At 67.2% G+C, this 17,328-nt stretch carries 20 protein-coding genes, 1 tRNA gene and 1 other RNA gene; 11 read left to right on the forward strand and 11 right to left on the reverse strand.

Annotation, left to right across the window (positions count from 1 at the left end; translation table 11 throughout):
• Position 1: 1 nt before the first annotated feature.
• Positions 2-97: signal recognition particle sRNA small type (ffs, locus tag ACTMTI_RS04505), an RNA gene on the reverse strand.
• Between the two features lie 106 nt (positions 98-203).
• Between ffs and ACTMTI_RS04510 the strand changes: the two genes are divergently transcribed.
• A tRNA-Ser gene (locus tag ACTMTI_RS04510) sits at positions 204-291 on the forward strand.
• A gap of 376 nt (positions 292-667) precedes the next feature.
• Here the strand turns inward: ACTMTI_RS04510 and ACTMTI_RS04515 are convergent.
• Together ACTMTI_RS04515 and ACTMTI_RS04520 are read right to left on the reverse strand one after the other, a co-directional pair.
• Entirely contained in the window at positions 668-1,777 is a 1,110-nt protein-coding gene (locus ACTMTI_RS04515) for a hypothetical protein (RefSeq protein WP_441118332.1), read from the reverse strand.
• 395 nt (positions 1,778-2,172) lie between these two features.
• Positions 2,173-2,565 carry a hypothetical protein gene (locus tag ACTMTI_RS04520; RefSeq protein WP_441118333.1) on the reverse strand — a complete coding sequence of 131 codons (393 nt, stop codon included), beginning with the start codon at positions 2,563-2,565 and terminating at the stop codon, positions 2,173-2,175.
• Between the two features lie 546 nt (positions 2,566-3,111).
• Between ACTMTI_RS04520 and ACTMTI_RS04525 the strand changes: the two genes are divergently transcribed.
• The 3 genes from ACTMTI_RS04525 to ACTMTI_RS04535 all read left to right on the forward strand — a co-directional run bounded on the left by ACTMTI_RS04525 (position 3,112) and on the right by ACTMTI_RS04535 (position 5,135).
• Complete coding sequence (locus ACTMTI_RS04525; RefSeq protein WP_441118334.1) at positions 3,112-3,882, forward strand: GNAT family N-acetyltransferase; 771 nt, start codon at positions 3,112-3,114, stop codon at positions 3,880-3,882.
• Between the two features lie 137 nt (positions 3,883-4,019).
• Positions 4,020-4,241 (forward strand): translation initiation factor IF-1, encoded by a 222-nt coding sequence (infA, locus tag ACTMTI_RS04530; protein ID WP_441118335.1) that lies wholly within the window; start codon positions 4,020-4,022, stop codon positions 4,239-4,241.
• A 327-nt stretch (positions 4,242-4,568) separates the two neighbouring features.
• Entirely contained in the window at positions 4,569-5,135 is a 567-nt protein-coding gene (locus ACTMTI_RS04535) for a hypothetical protein (RefSeq protein WP_441118336.1), read from the forward strand.
• 213 nt (positions 5,136-5,348) lie between these two features.
• On the opposite strand, the gene ACTMTI_RS04540 is transcribed toward ACTMTI_RS04535, so the two are convergent.
• Positions 5,349-5,645 carry a DUF6204 family protein gene (locus tag ACTMTI_RS04540; RefSeq protein ID WP_441118337.1) on the reverse strand — a complete coding sequence of 99 codons (297 nt, stop codon included), beginning with the start codon at positions 5,643-5,645 and terminating at the stop codon, positions 5,349-5,351.
• Entirely contained in the window at positions 5,633-6,286 is a 654-nt protein-coding gene (locus ACTMTI_RS04545) for a TetR/AcrR family transcriptional regulator (RefSeq protein ID WP_441118338.1), read from the reverse strand. The genes ACTMTI_RS04540 and ACTMTI_RS04545 overlap by 13 nt, the downstream gene beginning before the upstream one ends.
• A gap of 73 nt (positions 6,287-6,359) precedes the next feature.
• Between ACTMTI_RS04545 and ACTMTI_RS04550 the strand changes: the two genes are divergently transcribed.
• Positions 6,360-6,887, forward strand: a complete 528-nt coding sequence (locus tag ACTMTI_RS04550) for a DinB family protein (protein WP_441118339.1) — start codon at positions 6,360-6,362, stop codon at positions 6,885-6,887.
• Positions 6,888-7,080: 193 nt separating this feature from the next.
• On the opposite strand, the gene ACTMTI_RS04555 is transcribed toward ACTMTI_RS04550, so the two are convergent.
• From ACTMTI_RS04555 to ACTMTI_RS04570, 4 genes are all read right to left on the reverse strand, one after another.
• A complete protein-coding gene (locus tag ACTMTI_RS04555; protein WP_441118340.1) occupies positions 7,081-7,356 on the reverse strand; it encodes a hypothetical protein in 276 nt (91 codons plus the stop codon).
• 207 nt (positions 7,357-7,563) lie between these two features.
• The gene (locus tag ACTMTI_RS04560) at positions 7,564-9,954 is read right to left on the reverse strand and encodes an ATP-binding cassette domain-containing protein (protein WP_441118341.1); all 2,391 of its coding nucleotides are present in this window, start codon (positions 9,952-9,954) and stop codon (positions 7,564-7,566) included.
• Between the two features lie 411 nt (positions 9,955-10,365).
• Positions 10,366-10,776: a VOC family protein gene (locus ACTMTI_RS04565; RefSeq protein ID WP_441118342.1), complete on the reverse strand. Its 411-nt coding sequence runs from the start codon at positions 10,774-10,776 to the stop codon at positions 10,366-10,368.
• Positions 10,777-10,781: 5 nt separating this feature from the next.
• On the reverse strand, positions 10,782-11,231 hold the full coding sequence (locus tag ACTMTI_RS04570; protein WP_441118343.1) for a helix-turn-helix transcriptional regulator: 450 nt from the start codon (positions 11,229-11,231) through the stop codon (positions 10,782-10,784).
• A 16-nt stretch (positions 11,232-11,247) separates the two neighbouring features.
• On the opposite strand from ACTMTI_RS04570, the gene ACTMTI_RS04575 reads away from it, so the two are divergent.
• Positions 11,248-11,457: a hypothetical protein gene (locus tag ACTMTI_RS04575; protein ID WP_441118344.1), complete on the forward strand. Its 210-nt coding sequence runs from the start codon at positions 11,248-11,250 to the stop codon at positions 11,455-11,457.
• A gap of 65 nt (positions 11,458-11,522) precedes the next feature.
• Positions 11,523-11,999 carry a hypothetical protein gene (locus ACTMTI_RS04580; RefSeq protein WP_441118345.1) on the forward strand — a complete coding sequence of 159 codons (477 nt, stop codon included), beginning with the start codon at positions 11,523-11,525 and terminating at the stop codon, positions 11,997-11,999.
• A 19-nt stretch (positions 12,000-12,018) separates the two neighbouring features.
• On the opposite strand, the gene ACTMTI_RS04585 is transcribed toward ACTMTI_RS04580, so the two are convergent.
• Positions 12,019-12,648 (reverse strand): LysE family translocator, encoded by a 630-nt coding sequence (locus ACTMTI_RS04585; protein WP_441118346.1) that lies wholly within the window; start codon positions 12,646-12,648, stop codon positions 12,019-12,021.
• Positions 12,649-12,813: 165 nt separating this feature from the next.
• Here ACTMTI_RS04585 and ypfJ point away from each other — a divergent pair, with 165 nt between their 5' ends.
• The 3 genes from ypfJ to ACTMTI_RS04600 all read left to right on the forward strand — a co-directional run bounded on the left by ypfJ (position 12,814) and on the right by ACTMTI_RS04600 (position 14,421).
• Complete coding sequence (gene ypfJ, locus ACTMTI_RS04590) at positions 12,814-13,647, forward strand: KPN_02809 family neutral zinc metallopeptidase (protein ID WP_441118347.1); 834 nt, start codon at positions 12,814-12,816, stop codon at positions 13,645-13,647.
• 48 nt (positions 13,648-13,695) lie between these two features.
• Positions 13,696-13,992: a type II toxin-antitoxin system VapB family antitoxin gene (locus ACTMTI_RS04595; RefSeq protein ID WP_441118348.1), complete on the forward strand. Its 297-nt coding sequence runs from the start codon at positions 13,696-13,698 to the stop codon at positions 13,990-13,992.
• Between the two features lie 105 nt (positions 13,993-14,097).
• Positions 14,098-14,421 (forward strand): hypothetical protein, encoded by a 324-nt coding sequence (locus ACTMTI_RS04600; RefSeq protein WP_441118349.1) that lies wholly within the window; start codon positions 14,098-14,100, stop codon positions 14,419-14,421.
• 261 nt (positions 14,422-14,682) lie between these two features.
• On the opposite strand, the gene ACTMTI_RS04605 is transcribed toward ACTMTI_RS04600, so the two are convergent.
• Positions 14,683-16,164 carry an alpha/beta hydrolase gene (locus ACTMTI_RS04605; RefSeq protein WP_441118350.1) on the reverse strand — a complete coding sequence of 494 codons (1,482 nt, stop codon included), beginning with the start codon at positions 16,162-16,164 and terminating at the stop codon, positions 14,683-14,685.
• A gap of 534 nt (positions 16,165-16,698) precedes the next feature.
• Between ACTMTI_RS04605 and ACTMTI_RS04610 the strand changes: the two genes are divergently transcribed.
• Entirely contained in the window at positions 16,699-17,109 is a 411-nt protein-coding gene (locus tag ACTMTI_RS04610) for a hypothetical protein (protein WP_441118351.1), read from the forward strand.
• The last annotated feature ends 219 nt before the right edge of the window (positions 17,110-17,328 follow it).

Raw genomic sequence — 17,328 nt, forward strand, 5'->3', positions numbered from 1 at the left:
ACGAAGAGACCCCCCGCACACCCGCCAGAGCCCGCTTATCCTTGCTGCCTTCCGGCCCTGGGGAGGTTCACAGGATGACGCCGCGCGAGGGGTCCTTGGACAGTCTAACCGGCTACGACAGTGCTCGCTCCATGCTTGCCTCAGCGGTGAACCCGAAAAAATCGTGGTCCGCACACACCCACAAGTCCGGTAAGCTCGACGGCGGAGGATTCGCCTAGTGGCCGAGGGCGCACGCTTGGAAAGCGTGTAAAGGGCAACCTTTCGGGGGTTCAAATCCCCCATCCTCCGCCAGCGCAGAAGGGGTGTGCCGTCACGACGGCACACCCCTTCTGGCTTTCCAGTCTCAGTTGGCGTCATCGCGGCACCTCGGACGTGTCACAAGCGGGCCAACAAGAGACGCATCACCCGGTCGTGGCCTGTACCTCTGGCTCTGAGCGTCCCAACTGCCCCAGGCATCCCCACAGGTGCCATGACCAGGCCAAACGCGCTCTCCAGGCAAGGGACAGGCCACCTGGACGGCTGTCTCTCCTGTCCCTGAATGATGAACGTCTTCGTCCCATGGGACGCGCATCAGTACTACCCTCGCGCGCTGGCCGCCGCCGAAGTGGTCGAACTGCACGGCATGAAACCCGTAGATCCTTGAACATGTCGTCAAGTTGTCTGGTAATCAACCGTCGAAGACCGTCCACTTGATCCCCCGGTTGGCCAGCGGGCGCAGCAGGCTGCGGTGCGCGGCGCCGAAAGAGATTCTGCACTCCCCTTTCTCGTCGTCGTCGTTGACGCTCACGATGAGACCGGGCGCTACGTAGAAAGACGTTCGGTACTGCAGCCACATCCAGGTCTTGAGCGGTACCCGGTGCAGCGTGCTGGTCAGCTCGCAGCCGATCGGCGTCGGCACCGGGCCGCTCCAAGCGTGATAGGGCGCGTCAACCATGGCCTCGTACAAGGAGAACTGGAGCAGGAAGCCGCTCAAGCGTTCACGTTCGGCGTAGCGGTATGCAGGATCATCAATCGTCCACACGGTCGGATCGTCCTGAGAGGGGTCGAGCGACCAGACGAAGCAGCCTTGGTTCTCATGGCCGAACTCCAGCAGGCCATCGGCGTCGGTGCGCAGTTCCGTGGCGGGACAGATGAAGTTCTGGACGCCGAGGGCGTGTGGCCGACCCTGAGCGAGCCGATACAACGCAGCCAGAGCCGCAGGGACACGAACCGATGGCGTGGTCGGCACCGCGTCGGCGTGGAACAGCGGATGCCAGCTCTCGATGAACAGCCGCAACGCGGTGGCACGGTCGCCGTTGACATAGTCGAGCCAGTCCAGTGTGGGCAGGGCGGTGGGCGTGCTCGGCGGGCGAACTCGGTCGAGCACGTCAAAGCTCAGCGGCGGGTCGATCCACAGCATGCACTCATCGAGGTCCCAGGGCTCGTACGCCGGCTGGCTTCGCCCGTGCCGAACCGTGCCGAGGTAGAGGAATCCTTCCTCCAGCCGGACGAACAGGTGGATCGGCCCAGGCTCGGGCGACTGCTCCAGAACAGACCAGTCGGGGGAACGCCCCAGGAACCGTTCAGCTACAGCTCCTGGCATCGATCCGATCAGCCTGAATTCCTTGCTGTTCCACACCCCGCTGGCCGCCGGATCGTCAACCGCATCCGTGATGATCACAGTGCCACTGAGGCCGACGGTGACATCGGCGCCACCGATCGTGAACGCCTCGACCCCCGCACCCGCCAGGCCGAGCACGTCGAGGTCAACGACCATGTCCATGCGCGAAAGCTGCATGCCGGTGACTTTAGCCAGCCGTCACATCGTCAGCTCCTGGTAGCCGACAAAAGATCGATTCTCACTGCGGATGGCCATCGTCTCGCGAGCAGTTCTATTACCGCCTGACGGCGCGTGATCCCTGCTGTCCCTGCTGTCCCTGAACCTGCCGTGGCCAGCACAAACACAGAGAACGATGAGGGACACGCCACCGGAGCCGTTGTCCCCGCTGTCCTGAACGAGCGAAGAGATGAACGGCGCTTCGCACGCCTTCCTAGCGCGCTTCGCGCGGAAGAGCGGCTGTAACACTTAGGGGGCCCACCGCCCTCAGTGTTACAGCCAAGTCCCCTCCGGCGGGGAAACGGTCGAGGGCATTACGTTGACGACACTGAGCGGGCTACAGGAGCCCCGCTCGCTCACCGGTCGAACCACATCCTCGACGAAGACCTGCACAACTGCCCGAACACCACCGCAGGCAGCAGCACGCCGAGCACATTGCCGAAACTGACGCCGTACAGCAGCTCCCAGATCCCCAGCGGGATCAGCAGGAGCTCGACGACGAGCCCGGTGGTCCGCACCCAGCCGCGGCGCGAGGAGACCTGGGTCGCAAGGAATCCAACCAGCAACATTGCGGCGAGCGGAAGGGCGACAGAGAACAGCACGACGCCTCCGCCGGCGCCCAGCGGCACACGCAGCACTATGAAGAGCAGGAACAGACCGGCCAGCCCCAGCCCTGCCTGGAGCCACATGCAGATCCGGGCAACGGACACCGACTGCGGCATCACCGCGATGCTGTAATTCTCGGACATGCGCGTCTCCATTCAGGGGCGGCGATTTGACGCGCCGAGTGTGGGACTAACCCACACTGAAGCTGGACCGCCATGACGTGCAGGAACAAGCGAAGATCTGAATGGTGCTCCGCACGTCCATCGGAGCGCGCTACGCGCGGAAGAACGGCTGCAACACTACGGGAGAGTTGTGGTCAGTGATGATCGGGCCGAGCGACTCGCCTGAGCAACACCGGTCTCGTCAGAGTTGGCGATCCTCGCGGATCAACGACGCGACGCGCGGGCGCCTGGATCTTGGGAGAGCCGTGCGACTCGCGGCTGATGAGCGCATTGGCGGCCCGCCGAGTTGGTCGGCGGGAAAATGGTTGTACGGGATCGCGTTCGGGCTGTTAGCGTACGGGAACCGTGACATGCCACGAGGAGGTGAGACCCATGAACGCTGTATCGATGTGGGTGCTCCCCTTCGTCTTCACGGTTGGGCGATTGAAGTAGGTGTCGCCGGGAGCGCCTCGACAAGGCAATCCCGAAAGGCAACAACCTATGAATTCTGTGCGTTTCGCTTCAGACATGGGCGAGCATCCCGTAGTGGTCGCGCGGGTCGCGGAGCGGCAATGGCACGCTGTGGCGGACGACCGGGTGGTCGGCCGCGCCGACACTTTCCGCAGGCCCGATGGACGGATCTTCGTCAGCATCGACGCGTGGCACGGCGCGGTCTTCGACCAACTCGCCGAAGCCATGCTGGCGGACCTGCCGAAGCCGCTGTACACGGTGGTCGACGAGGCCGACCTCGACTTGACGTCCCACTGGGAGCGAGCCGGCTTCACCATCCGACGCCGCGAGTGGGAGTACGTCGTGCCCACCGACCCGCAGGTCACGGGACTCGGCTCAGCGCCACCGCCGTCGGACGTGACGATCGTGGGCGTCGGCGAGGCGCAGGAGGGCCCTCTGCGCGAGCTGGACCGCGTGATCCGCAACGAGGTCGAAGCCACCGTCGGATGGCAGGAGATGCCGGCTGAGGTGTTGCCCCGCCCGGCCGGCGTTACTCTGGCGGACCCGTCGAAGTACGCGGTGGCAGCACAGTCCGATGGATATGTGGGACTGGTCCGGGTGGCGCCGGTGACCCAGCAGCCACGGATCGGTCTGATCGCGGTCCGGTCCGACCGGCGCCGCCGCGGCATCGCCCGGGCGCTGCTCGCCCACGTGCTGGATTCGCTGCACCGCCGCGGGATCGAAACGGCATCGGCCGAGGTGAACGAATCCAACGGGGCGGCCATGGCGCTCTTCGAGGGCGTCGGCGCCCGACGTGCGAGCGGCAACCTGGAGCTGGTGCTCCGCTGACGCCCCACCCATCACCGGGCGGGACGGTCGGGTCACGGCCACCGTCCGCGACAACCGCGCCTCCCGAGGCGCCTCGATCACGGTTGCGGCAACAGAATCCGTTTCCGCACCGACCTCACAGCCACTCCGGAGAAATCATGGCAAGAAAAGCAGGCGGCATCGAAGTGGAGGGCACCGTCGTCGAGTGCCTACGCAACGCCACCTTCAAGGTAGAGCTCGAGAACGGGCACAAGGTGCTGGCGCACATCAGCGGGAAGATACGGAAGAACTACATAAAGATCTTGCCGTATGACCGGGTGCTCGTGGAGATCAGCCCCTACGACCTCACCCGCGGCCGAATCCTCTTCCGATACAGGTAGCGGCGGGCCCCGGTGTTACAGCCAGATCTTGCGCCGGGGCAGTCTCATTTTCAGTCTCAGTTCACCCCCGTACAGGGCCGTTCACCAGGGGTGGCGGGGAGCCTGCGCCGCAGCCAACACCCCCGGTGACTGATGGTGAAAGAAGGTCTGCAGACTTGGAAAGCGTGTAAAGGGCAACCTTTCGGGGGTTCAAATCCCCCCGTCCTCCGCCAGCTCAAAGGGGTTGCGCCGTGATCATCGGCACAACCCCTTTCGCTTTGCGTCTCAGTTTTGACGGCACCGCAGTGCTGTCATGATCTCAGTGGCACCTCACCAATGGGATCCGCGATGCCTACTCGCTCACTCGTACTGCTGGCCGCCTCGCTCTTCACGGGCTGCCTCGGAGCTCTGGTGTACGTCCAAGACTCCGACCTGGTGCTCTTGAGGGAACACCTGAACCATCCGTTCGCGCTCGGTGTGCTGGCCTGCGCGCTGATGGCGTTGGCCGCCCGCGGGCTGCGGTGGAGGTGGCTACGTGCCGCGATCTTCATCCTTGCCGGGCTGGGCGGGAGTGCCGCGCTGTTCGTGGGGTTGGTCGCCACTGGGCTCACCGCTACCAAGGAGTTCGGCTTCGTCGACGGACCGGCCCCGTACAGGATCCGGCTTCAGCAGTCGACAGCGGGACTCGGACCAGACACGCTGATGTGGCTCAGCGTCCGCAGGGACGACGGGCTTCACAGCAGGGAGTGGTATCTCGGCTGCTTCAATGGCGACGACCCCGATGACGCCTTCGACTCGGTCAAGTGGACAGGGCCGAGTTCGGTTGAGATCCGGGTGGTCGACGGGCGAACGTTCCCCGTAGCCTTGGACCCCACCTCAGGCCGGCCCCAGACCACCGCCTCCCTCAACTGCTGACCTGCTCGGAGCTGCATGGCATGAAATCCGTGGGCCCCTAGAAAGCTCGCACGCGACTTCGGCAGCGATGTCCCCTCTGTCCCCTAAGCGATGACGATGATCTCAACCGGAACAGGTGCTGGCGCTGGGTCGAACCCCGGTGAACCCGTCGGGGTCGTCCAGGAGCGCCAGGGGATATTGCGGAGGCCCTACCAGGCTCGGAGGTTCGCTCAACTAACCGTCGCGCCCTTTTCGGCGAATTTTGATCTTACGCATGTCCGTCACCGCGACCTGCAAGATCTCGTGCGCATACTCGTGCGCCTCCAGCGCGGCCATCGCATGTAGGGCGGCGTCGTCCTCGTCGTCGTCTGGCCCGGCGGGCACCTGACAGCGGAAGGTGAAGGTCGATACGCTCGCGTCGTGGGTGAACGTGCCCATCTCGGTGTAGGCGGCGCTGCTCACCGCCATCACGGCGGCCCGTTCGGCGGCGTCGAGCCCCTTGAACTTGCCTCTGATCGTCACTCTGAACACGGTCGTTCCTCTCGTACGGCATAGCCCAGGACTCGCTCACCAAGCAGGCTCTCCACGATGTCCAGCAATTCGAGGACGGCCTCGGCGATCGCGTCGGGATGCTCGCCCGCAGCCGTTCGCCTGCCGATCTCGGTCATGACCAGTGCGTGCAGGCAGCCGATGTGCCAGGCGACCACGCGCGGCAGCAGATCGTACTCGGGTGCGTCAGTCTCCTCGGCGAGTACAACCGTCAGCGCGTCCGTCATCTGGCGGCCGAGGTCCTCGAGCCGGGCGGACAGCGTGGGCGCGGCTCGCATCATCTCCAGTACGCTTCCGAATCCGGCGCTCAGCCCGACGCGGCGCTCGCGGCCGCGCACCTCCTCCCGAAGGCGCGCCAGCACCGCACCTGCCGCGGACTCCCCCGGCCGACGCTGCCGCACGATGTCGGCCAGCCGCTGCGGGGAGGCCTCCTCCTGCGGCAGGACAAGATCCTCCTTGGACTCGAAATAGTTGTAGACGGTGTTGACCGACACCTCGGCGGCCGACGCGACCTCGGCGATCGTCACGTTCTCGAAGCCGCGCTCCACGAACAGGCCGATGGCCACCTCGGAGATACGCTGCCGAGTTTGCCGCTTCTTGCGCTCCCGCAGTCCTTCCTGCATGGGAGGAGTCTACTCTGAAACTTAAGTTGATTGCATTTTTGCTATGCGCTGCAGATTCTGTCATCATCAACCAATGCATGTATCCCGATGCGAGCTGCTGCGCTGGCAGTTCGACTTGACCTGGTCGCTGTTCGATTACCACCTGGAGCGGCTGGAGCCCGCGGACTTCCTGTGGGAGCCCGCTTCCCGCTGCTGGACCGTGCGTCCGGACGTCGAGGGGACCTGGGTGCCTGACTGGGCGGAGATCGAGCCTGATCCCGTCCCGATTCCCACGATCGGTTGGGTGAGCTGGCATATCGGCTGGTGGTGGAGCGTGACTATCGATCACGCTCAGGGCCGGACACCGCGGGAGAGGGCCGAGATTGCTTGGCCAGGTGATGGAAGGACCGCCATCGAGTGGTTGCGCAGCCTCCGTGAGGACTGGTTGGCGGTGCTGGATCGCCTCACCGACGCCGACTTGGACGCCACAGCCCCGCCCTTCCCATGGCCAACGGACTCCGAGCACACCGTCGCCCATATGGTCGCCTGGGTGAATTCCGAGCTGATGAAGAACGTCACTGAGATTGGTCAGCTTCGGCTGTTGCGGGCCGCCTCGGGGTGAAGTGAGGGTGGCGCGCGCGTCGGCGACTGTCGTCAGGACTGCGCAAGTGATCATTAGGTGGCCCTCCTCAGCGCAGCGGTGTGGCCGGGCGTCGTGAAGACGTCCGTCCTGTAGGCCAGCGGCCTTTAGCAGGGCCTTTCATTCGTGGGCCAAGGGCTTCGCCCTGTCGCAGGCCGAGGGCGAGCGCGATTTCCTACCGCGCGCTGTTCCTTGGCAGCGCGTCAGCGACCCTGAGCAGGAGGCGGATCTCCTCGATGTCGTACGGCTCGATCTCGGCATCTGTGAGAACCGGAGCCTTCGCCGGCGTCGCCGGGTTCTTCATGATGTGGCCACGACGTACGGCCTCGTTGAGCGCAGCGCGGATGGTCTGGTGCACGTGGTGAGCCGTGCCAGCGGATCGGCCGGAGCGCTGGATCTTGGCGTAATGCTCGCGCCCGACGTGGTGCTCCCACGGGGACGGTGGCGGCAAGGTGCAGATGTTCGGAAGCCACTGGCCGGGCGGCAGTGCGTCGCGCGGCTCTCGTCGGCGCGCTCGGCCGGGGCCGGACCTTGGGCATCTCCCTCCGGCTGGCCTGGGTCAACGGCCAGCCGGGCGCTGTGAGGTACGACGCCGAAGGTCGCGAAGTCAGGGCTCGCCGATAATCACTCGTCTCATGATGTCCGCAGAGGGCCTCGGTCAGGCGCCGACGTAGGCCGCGAGGTGCTCGCCGGTGAGGGTGGAGCGGGCGGCGACGAGGTCGGCGGGTGTGCCCTCGAAGACGATCCGGCCGCCGTCGTGGCCGGCGCCGGGGCCGAGGTCGATGATCCAGTCAGCGTGTGCCATGACCGCCTGGTGGTGCTCGATGACGATGACCGACTTGCCGGCGTCGACGAGCCGGTCGAGCAGGCCGAGCAACTGCTCGACGTCGGCGAGGTGCAGGCCGGTGGTCGGCTCGTCGAGGACGTAGACGCCGCCCTTGTCGGCCATGTGAGTGGCCAGCTTGAGCCGCTGCCGCTCGCCGCCGGACAACGTATTGAGCGGCTGGCCGAGGCTGAGGTAGCCAAGCCCGACGTCGGCGAGCCGGCCGAGGATGGCGTGCGCGGCCGGAGTACGCGCCTCCCCGGCGCCGAAGAACTCCTGGGCCTCGGTCACGGACATCGCGAGCACCTCGCTGATGTCGCGGCCGCCGAGGTGGTATTCCAGCACCGAGGCCTGGAACCGCTTGCCCTCGCACTCCTCGCAGGGGGTGTCGACGCCGGCCATCATCCCCAGGTCGACGTAGATGACACCGGCGCCGTTGCAGGCGGGGCAGGCGCCCTCGGAGTTGGCGCTGAACAGCGCCGGCTTCACGCCGTTGACCTTGGCGAACGCCTTGCGGATCGGGTCGAGCAGCCCGGTGTACGTCGCCGGATTGCTGCGCCGTGAGCCGCGGATGGGCGCCTGGTCGACCGACACGACACCCGCGGAGGCGGGGATGGAACCGTGGATCAGCGAGCTCTTGCCGGAGCCGGCGACTCCGGTGACGACGCAGAGGACGCCGAGCGGGATGTCGACGTCGACGTCCTGGAGGTTGTGACGGGTGGCGCCGCGGATCTCCAGCGTGCCCTTGGGCGTCCGCACCGTCTCCTTGAGGGCGGCCCGGTCGTCGAGGTGGCGGCCGGTGATGGTGCCGCTGGCCCGCAGCCCCTCGATGGTCCCCTCGTAGCAGATGGTGCCGCCTGCCGTACCGGCGCCGGGACCGAGGTCGACGACATGGTCGGCGATCGCGATCGCCTCCGGCTTGTGCTCGACGACGAGCACCGTGTTGCCCTTGTCCCGCAGCCGCTGCAGCAGGGCGTTCATTCGCTGGATGTCGTGGGGGTGCAGGCCGATGGTGGGCTCGTCGAAGACGTAGGTCACGTCGGTGAGCGCCGAGCCGAGGTGGCGGATCATCTTGGTGCGCTGCGCCTCGCCGCCCGACAGCGTGCCCGCAGGCCGTTCGAGCGAGAGGTAGCCCAGCCCGATCTCCACGAACGACTGGAGGGTGTGCAGCAGCTTGGCGAGCAACGGCGCCACCGACGGCTCGTCCAGTCCACGAACCCATTCGGCCAGGTCGCGGATCTCCATCGCGCAGGCGTCGGCGATGCTGATGCCCTTGATCTTCGAGGAGCGGGCCTCCGCGCTGAGCCGGGTGCCGTCGCACTCGGGGCAGGTCGTGAAGGTGACCGCCCGGTCCACGAACTCCCGGATGTGCGGCTGCATCGCCTCCCGGTCCTTCGAGAGGAACGACTTCTGGATCTTGGGGATCAGCCCCTCGTAGGTGAGGTTGACGCCCTCGATCTTGACCTTGGTCGCCTCCTTGTAGAGGAAGTCCTGGAGCTCCTTCTTGGTGTACTCGCGGATCGGCTTGTTCGGGTCGACGAAGCCCGACTCGGCGTAGACCCGTACCGTCCAAAAGCTGTCCGACTTCCAGCCGGGGATGGTGAACGCGCCCTCGGCGAGCGACTTCGAGTCGTCGTAGAGCTGGGTGAGGTCGATGTCGGAGACCGCGCCCCGGCCTTCGCAGCGCGTGCACATGCCGCCGAGTTGGGTGAAGGTCGCCCTCTCGGTCTTGCGGTTGCCGCGTTCGACCGTGATCGCGCCGCTCGCCCGGACCGTGGGGACGTTGAAGGAGAAGGCCTGGGGCGAGCCGATGTGCGGCTGTCCGAGCCGGCTGAAGAGGATGCGCAGCATCGCGTTGGCATCGGTGGCGGTGCCCACCGTGGAGCGGGGGTCCGCGCCCATCCGCTGCTGGTCGACGATGATCGCGGTGGTCAGCCCGTCGAGCACGTCGACCTCCGGCCGCGCCAACGTCGGCATGAAGCCCTGTACGAAGGCGCTGTAGGTCTCGTTGATCAGCCGCTGCGACTCGGCAGCGATCGTGCTGAACACCAGCGAGCTCTTACCCGAGCCGGAGACGCCGGTGAACACCGTCAGCCGGCGCTTCGGGATCTCGATGCTGACGTCCTTGAGGTTGTTCACGCGCGCGCCGTGTACGCGGATCAGATCGTGGCTGTCGGCGGCGTGCAGCGCAGGCGACTGCGTGTCCGTCCTCGTGGTCATGCTCATCGTGTCTCCATCTGTTAGGCGGGGCCGCGTTCGCGGTCTCCGTCGGCGTCGCCTGGCTCGGTTCGGCGCTGGCCGGGGTCGCTCTCGGCGCGAGAACCAAGGCACCAGCGGTACGGCGCACGCGGGTCGAAGCCAGTGTGCGCGGCGAACCGGTCACCCCGCTCCCCCCGGCAGTGCGTCGATCTCGAGGACCTCGACTTCGCCCTCGGCCATGGACACGTCGCGGGGATGCTCGGTGTCGCGACGACGCTGAGCGCGGGAGCGGGGTCGGCACTCATCGGTTCTGAAGCCGCCCGACGACGTTGCCATCGGGGTCGGTGACGGCAGCCACCAGGCGGCCGCCACCCACGTCGTGCGCGGGCTCCTTCACGGTGCCGTCTGTGCAGGTCATGGCTGCGATCGCCGGACGGCTCAGCGCAGCTCCTGGATGCGGATCAGGTTGCCCGCGGGATCACGGAAGGCGCAGTCGCGAATGCCGTACGGCTGGTCGGTCGGCTCCTGGACGACGTCGGCGTCGCCGGCCTGCAGCCGCTCGAAGGTGGCGTCGAGGTCCTTGGTGGCCAGGATGATGCTGGCGTAGGTGCCCTTGGCCATCATCTCGGCGATGGTGCGGCGCTCGTCGTCGGTGATGCCGGGATCGGCGGTCGGCGGGTGGAGGACGATGGACGTGCCGGACTGGCCGGCGGGGCCGACCGTGATCCAGCGCATCCCGTCGTATCCGACGTCGTTGCGGACCTCGAAGCCGAGGGTGTCGCGGTAGAAGGCCAGAGAGGCCTCCGGGTCGTCATGCGGGAGGAAGGCGTGGTGAATGGTGATGTCCATGGCGGTCAGGCTATTTGCGGCTCGGCGACCGGCGCTTCTCGATTCCTGACCGGTCTGGTCACCTGTTTCGCCACGCACGACGGCATCCCCGCCGTGGTGCGCGCCGCCTGGTGCCGGTAGGTGCTGGGCGGCACACCTACCAGCTCGGTGAAGCGAGTGCTGAAGGTGCCCAGCGACGAGCAGCCGACCGCGAAGCAGACCTCGGTGACGCTGAGGTCGCCACGACGCAGCAGCGCCATCGCGCGCTCGATGCGCCGCGTCATCAGATAGGAGTACGGCGACTCGCCATAGGCGAGCCGGAACTGGCGGCTGAGGTGCCCGGCCGACATGTTCACGCCACGGGCGAGCGCCTCGACGTCCAGCGGCTGCGCGTACTCCCGGTCGATCCGATCGCGAACGCGGCGCAGCCGCGCGAGGTCGCGCAGGTGCTGTGCCGCGGCAGGTCTGCTGGTCACATGCGAATCGTACGTCGTGCCGGAGTTGCCGGCACCGCCGGCGTCCCGCCCACTCCGCGTCCGCCCTGCCCCGGTCCGCTCCACGTTCAAGGACATCGAGTGCGTCGCGGAGGCCTACGAGCTCAAGTGTCGCGAGCAGCACGAGAGCACGGCGATGCCGCTCGGGCGGGCCGGTTACGAGGCGTTCGGCAAGGTCTGGCCGGACCTGACGGAGTTCGCCGGGTGATCGTGTGGCCGAGGTTCGGCGGCGGCCTTGCGCTTGCGGCTACCCGTCAGGATATCTTGACGATTATGACGTTGAAGATAGCCGATATCCCGGACCACGAGGGCTTCGCCGCACCGGTGCTCCCCGACGGCGAACTGGCCCCGTCCGCCAGTGCCTTCACCAAGACCTTCGTCGGCTACCAGGCGACGTGTTCCTGCGGCTGGGCCGACCGGCGTCGGTTCCCGGCCACGCCGGAGGGGGCCAAAGAGGCGGAGTACCGGTGGTGGAGCAGGCACGCCCCGCCACTCCTCGCCGCCGCACCGCCCAGCTGGCTGGTGACCAAGTCGAACCTGCTGTGCGAGCAGATCGTGAAGCTCGCGGCCGAGCGCCCTCTCGCCGCCCTCACCCTGCTGTCTCACGTGGAGAGCTGGCAGCGCACGCTGCTCGACCAGGCCGTCGCCGGGGCCCGGGAAGCCGGCGCCTCCTGGGCCGAGGTAGGGGAGGCGATGGGGATCTCCAAGCAGGCCGCCCACGAGCGGTTCAGGACTCACGTGACCCCATGAGGGCATGCCGGGAGGTCGCTCAGGCGGCCACCATGGCCTTGGAGCGATCGGTGGCCATGTGGATCGCGAAGCCGCCGAGCACCGTGCCCATGACGTAGCGCTGGACCCGCAGCCACACCGGGCGAGCGGCCAGGAAGGCCGCCAGGCTTCCCGCCGAGATCGCGATCAGGCCGTTGACCGTGGTGGCGACGACGATCTGGACGGAGCCGAGCGCCAGGCTCTGCAGCAGCACGTGGCCCATGGCCGGGTCGATGAACTGCGGGAGCAGCGACAGATACAGGATGGCGATCTTGGGGTTGAGCAGGCACGTGAGCAGGCCCATCCCGAACAGCTTGCGCGCGGGCTCGACTGCGAGCGCGCGAGGCTGGAACGCGGACATGCCGCCGGGCTTGACGGCGTTCCAGGCCATCCAGAGCAGGTACGCGGCGCCGGCCAGTTTGAGAGCCGTGTAGGCGGCGGGGACGTACGCGAAGACGGCCGTCAGCCCGAGGCAGGTCGCCGTCAGATAGACGGTGAAGCCGAGGAAGACACCGGTGAGAGAGATCAGGCCCGCCCGAGGACCTTGGGTGATCGAGCGTGAGACCAGGTAAATCATGTTCGGGCCGGGAGTGAGCACCATCCCCAGCGAAACCAGCGCAATTCCGATCAAAGCACCCGTCATATCAGCACATTATCGGATGTATCAGGAAAGATCCCGTCGCGTCGTCGTTTCAGCATGGGAACGCCCCGAGCGGTGTGACACCTTCTCCGGGGGCATCTAGGCGGCTCTTTGGGGAAGTTGTCCCTCCGGACACCCCCGGAAGGAACGTCAGCGATGGACTTCAGAGACCAGGTCGATCTCGATCCCTCGCAGGTGGAGGACGCCGGCAGAGGTGGTGGGTTCTCCGGCGGCGGCTTCCCCGGCGGGATGGTCATAGGTGGCGGCGGCATCGTCAGCTTGATCGCACTCGTGCTGGTGTTCGTGCTCAACAACGTGGGCGGCGGCACCGAGCCCGCCCAGCGGCGGCCCCCTTCGAACCTCGCCGAGCAGTGCCAGACGGGCAAGGACGCCGACCAGTCCGAACGGTGCCGCGTCGTCGGCGTGGTCAACAGCATCCAGGACTACTGGAAGCGGGAGATCTCGGAGTATCGCCCGTCCAAGACCGTGCTGTACTCGGGCAGCCTGCGTACCGGCTGCGGCGCCGCCAGCTCGGCGGTCGGCCCCTTCTACTGCCCCGGCGACCAGCGCGTCTACCTCGACCTGAGCTTCTTCGACCAGCTCCACAGCGAGTTCGGCGCCAAGGGCGGGCCGTTCGCCCAGGCGTACGTGATCGCCCATGAGTACGGCCATCACGTGCAGGACCTCCTCGGCTACCTCCAATCGGGCAGCTCGGTCCCCGTCGAGCTGCAGGCCGACTGCTACGCCGGAGTCTGGGCCCGCAACGCGGTCACCACCGGCTTCTACGAAAGGCCCTTCACAAACGAGGAAATCTCCGAGGCCCTGGACGCGGCGGCCGCGGTCGGCGACGACAGAATCCAGCAACGCACCGGGGGCAGAATCGATCCTGAATCGTTCACGCACGGCAGCTCCGAGCAACGCGTCGCCGCCTTCCAGCAGGGCTACAAAAACGGCGCGCCCGCCGACTGCGAACAAGCCGACCTGGGCTGACGAGGTCCGATAGCGCAAGGAATCGGATTCTCTCCTAAAATCAGGGGGGTGATCTTCAAGCTTGTCGGCGACGGACGCCCTTATCCCGACCACGGTCTGACGAACCGAGAGTGGGCGCAGATACCTCCACGGCAGGTCCGGCTCGACTCTTTGATCACCACGAAGGCCATGCTGGACCTGCACTCACTGCTCGCCGCCGATTCCACGTTCTACGGCGATCTCTTCCCGCACGTGGTGCAGTGGCAGGGCGAGCTCTATCTGGAGGACGGCCTGCACCGCGCGTTGCGCGCCGCCCTGCACCAACGATCGATCCTGCACGCCAGAGTCCTCGAACTGCCCAGCTGAGAAAGCGAAAAAGGGAGCCGCAATCGCGGCTCCCTTTTCTATGTCAACCCGCGCGCGGTCTCGGGCGTCACAGCAGCGTCTTTCAACATCATTTTGGAGAATGCCGTGTCGTATCCGCAGCAACCGCCAGGGCAGCAACCGCCGCACGGATACGGATACACCACGCCGGCCCCGCCCTACTACGACCACCAGCCGCCACCGCCGAAGAACGGCAACCTGGATGTGATCCTGCTGCTGGCCATCGGGATGCCGATGTTGTTGCTGGCCGCGGGTGGCGCGGTGTTCTTCGTGCTCACCGATCGCGCGACCGTGGCCGTACACGACTCGCTGGAGGAGACCACCGAGAACGGGCCGACGGTGCGACTCGAGCCCGGGACGGTGCCGCCGAGCGTCGTGCCGGAGCAGACCCCCGCCGAACAGCCCCGGTAGTGCTCACCGAGCGTCTCCGGCAGGGCGGCAGACGCGGAGAGGGCCCCCGAATTCTCGGGGACCCTCTCGCTGACGCCGGTGGTGGTGGGATTTGAACCCGTCCGCCCACCCTTTTGGGCCTGTGATGAGTCGCACACGCCGGTCGCCGACCCTCGGGACAACTACGGCCGACCCATGGTGATTCAGAGCCGCGTCGAGTGTGCGTAGCAGCCTGACGAATATGGGCCCTCGTTCTCGGCGGCGGGGTTCCTTCTCCTGTTACTACCGCACGGCGGGGCAGTGGGTGCCGCGCGGTGGGACCGTGAGGTCGGTGAGGTAACGGTCAACGGTGTTCTCCATGCAGGGCCCGCTGGTGGCGCTGCCGTGGCCCCAGCCGTCGTAGGTGAGCAGCACGCCCTTCGATCCGAACTGGCGGGTGACGGACGCGGCCCATCGGTGCGGCGTCGCCGGGTCGTGCAGCGCGTTCGACAGCAGAACCGGCGGGGCCTGCTGTGCCGCCGGATCGAGGCGGTGCTGGGGGTTGGCGGTCGGCGCGCCGAGGCAGGCGGCCACCATCCGGAGGGGCAGCAGGTACGGCATGTCGGGGGCGATGGCGTTCATCCGCCGCACCAGCGACGCGTACCCCCGATAGTCCTGTACGGGGAGACGCCAGTCCGAGCAGAAGATCGGAGTGGTGGGCGGCAAGGGGGACAACCTCGGCGCCGGGCCGTTCACCGGCGCGCTCCTGTCCATCGCATCGATCTCCTTGGCCAGGCCCGCGAAGTCACCCTGGTAGAACCGCTGGAAGGCGATCGCGTTGACCAGGTCGATCGACGACACGGTAGCGCCCAGCCTGCGCACCAGGTGCGGCGGGGTGGCCAGCCTGCCGCTCTCGGCGCGGGCCAGCAGTCCCTTCCAGACGGCTCGTACATCGCGGTCATGGAGCGCGCACTTGGCGTTGGGGCCGCACCACTTCACGAACTCGTCGAAGAGATCCTGCGCGGCCGCCGCTTCGTTCTCCAGGAAGGTCCGCGTGCGGGGGACGCTGTGGTCCATCACACTCTCAAGCACCATCGCCCGGACGTGACGAGGATAGGTCTCGGCGTACTGGGCGCCGAGCATCGTGCCGTACGAGCTGCCGTGGAAGGTGAGCTTCCCCTCCCCGAGCGCCACGCGGAGGGCTTCCAGGTCCTGGATCGCCTGGGCTGCGTCGAGGTGGTCGAAGATCCCGTTGGGGCTCTGCTGACGACACTCGTCGCGCAGCTCCCGGTTGTACCTCACGGTGGCCTCGAAGTCGGCCTGGCTGGTCAGCTCCGGCGACGGACGGGCCGCGAGCTTCTCCGGTGGGCAGGTCACGGGGCTGCTGCCGCCGACTCCGCGGGGATCGAAGCTGACGATGTCGAACCTGCGGCGGACCTCGGCGCTGAAGCGCGTGATACCGGTGCCCACACGTTCGACGCCGGAGTCGCCGGGTCCGCCCGGGCCGAAGACCAGCGTGCCCACTCGCGTTCCCGGGCCAGTAGCCGTACGGCGCGCGATCTTGAGATCGAACGTGGGCCCGTCGGGACGGGCCCAGTCGACGGGCAGCCGGAGGGTCGCACACTCCGCCCCTTTCCACACCGCCCACTCCGGAGTGTCCGGTTTGCAGGGTGTCCATTGGATGCTCGTGACCGCCGCCGTCGGCGCGGCGTTCGCGAGGGGAGCGGCACCGAGGCTCGAACCGGCCACGAGACCCGCGATGACGAACGCGGCCACGCTGTACATGAGCTTTCCTCCTGGAATGGATCTTGGGGCGTCCGTAACGTTAGGTGCGGGAAAGCCCGAGCAGAGCCGTTCTCAGGGACCGTTCAGGGTCGACTCAGGGATGGTTCCGGGATGGGCTCAGGGCGCTTCGGCGAGGTGAAGCCCGCGGCGGCCGGTGCCCTGGCCCGCCTGCGTACGGCACGGCAAGCCGTCGGCGAGGATCAGGAAGTCCTGCGCGCGCCTCGCGGGCTTTCGGATAGAACTCACTGTTCGGCGCAGCCATGGGATACCTCCCAGCGGCCCGTCGAAGCCGAAGTTTCCGGCAGGCGGCAGCAGCCCGCGCGACAACGTCCGTCCGGACGCCGAGCCGCTCGAGACGGCGAGGTCGGGATCGCAGGAGCCCTTGGCCTTGGCGGTAGCAGTGTCAGGCCGCTGAAGGCTCCCAGCCGTGGCGTGAGAAGGCAGGACCGCCGTGTCGGCTGCTTCCTCGATCCAGGCGTCGGCCGCCTCAGGAGTGAGGAGGCGTTGCGGTATCGCACCGGAGGTGCGCAGCTTGTGAAGGCGTTCGCGGCGGCTCTTGTGCTGGGCGCTGCCGGAGCGCTCATCGACACCCGCTTCCAAGCCACCACCGAGGCCCTGGTCGATCCCTCGATCACCAAGGCGATCCTCGAGGGGGAGGGCCAGGACACCGAGCGCAGCACCGTGCTGGACATCGCGCGAGGCTCCCGGTGGCCGTCGAAGTACCCCGCCCGCACCCTCGGCCACCCCTACCTCGACCGCTGGCGCGGCCGGGAGGCCGAGCTCGCCGCCGATCCCCAAGCCCTTCAGGACTACCAGGACGACGTGGCACGCGGCGCGATCCCCCGCTGCCCGTTTGGGCGGGGGAGGCCGTCGACCTCATCACCGACCTGCCCTCGGCGGAGGACCTGGTCACCGCGATGGCCACACAGGCCGAGGACACACTGACCCGAGCGGGACGCCGATGACGCACCCAACCGTCAGCGCCGTGGGCCTGGTCGCCGGAGCGGGATTCCGGCCTCGCATAGAGCGTCGTTCACCAGGTGTTTGCTGCCGCCGATGAGCGCCGCAATCTCGGCCGTGGTCGTGTGTTGGTTTATGTAGAGACGGAGGAGATCGCTTCCCGGGATCAGAGTGATCGTTTCCCAGGCGGGCGCACGGGCTTGG

The organism is Nonomuraea sp. H19, assembly GCF_052068215.1.
Lineage (GTDB): Bacteria > Actinomycetota > Actinomycetes > Streptosporangiales > Streptosporangiaceae > Nonomuraea.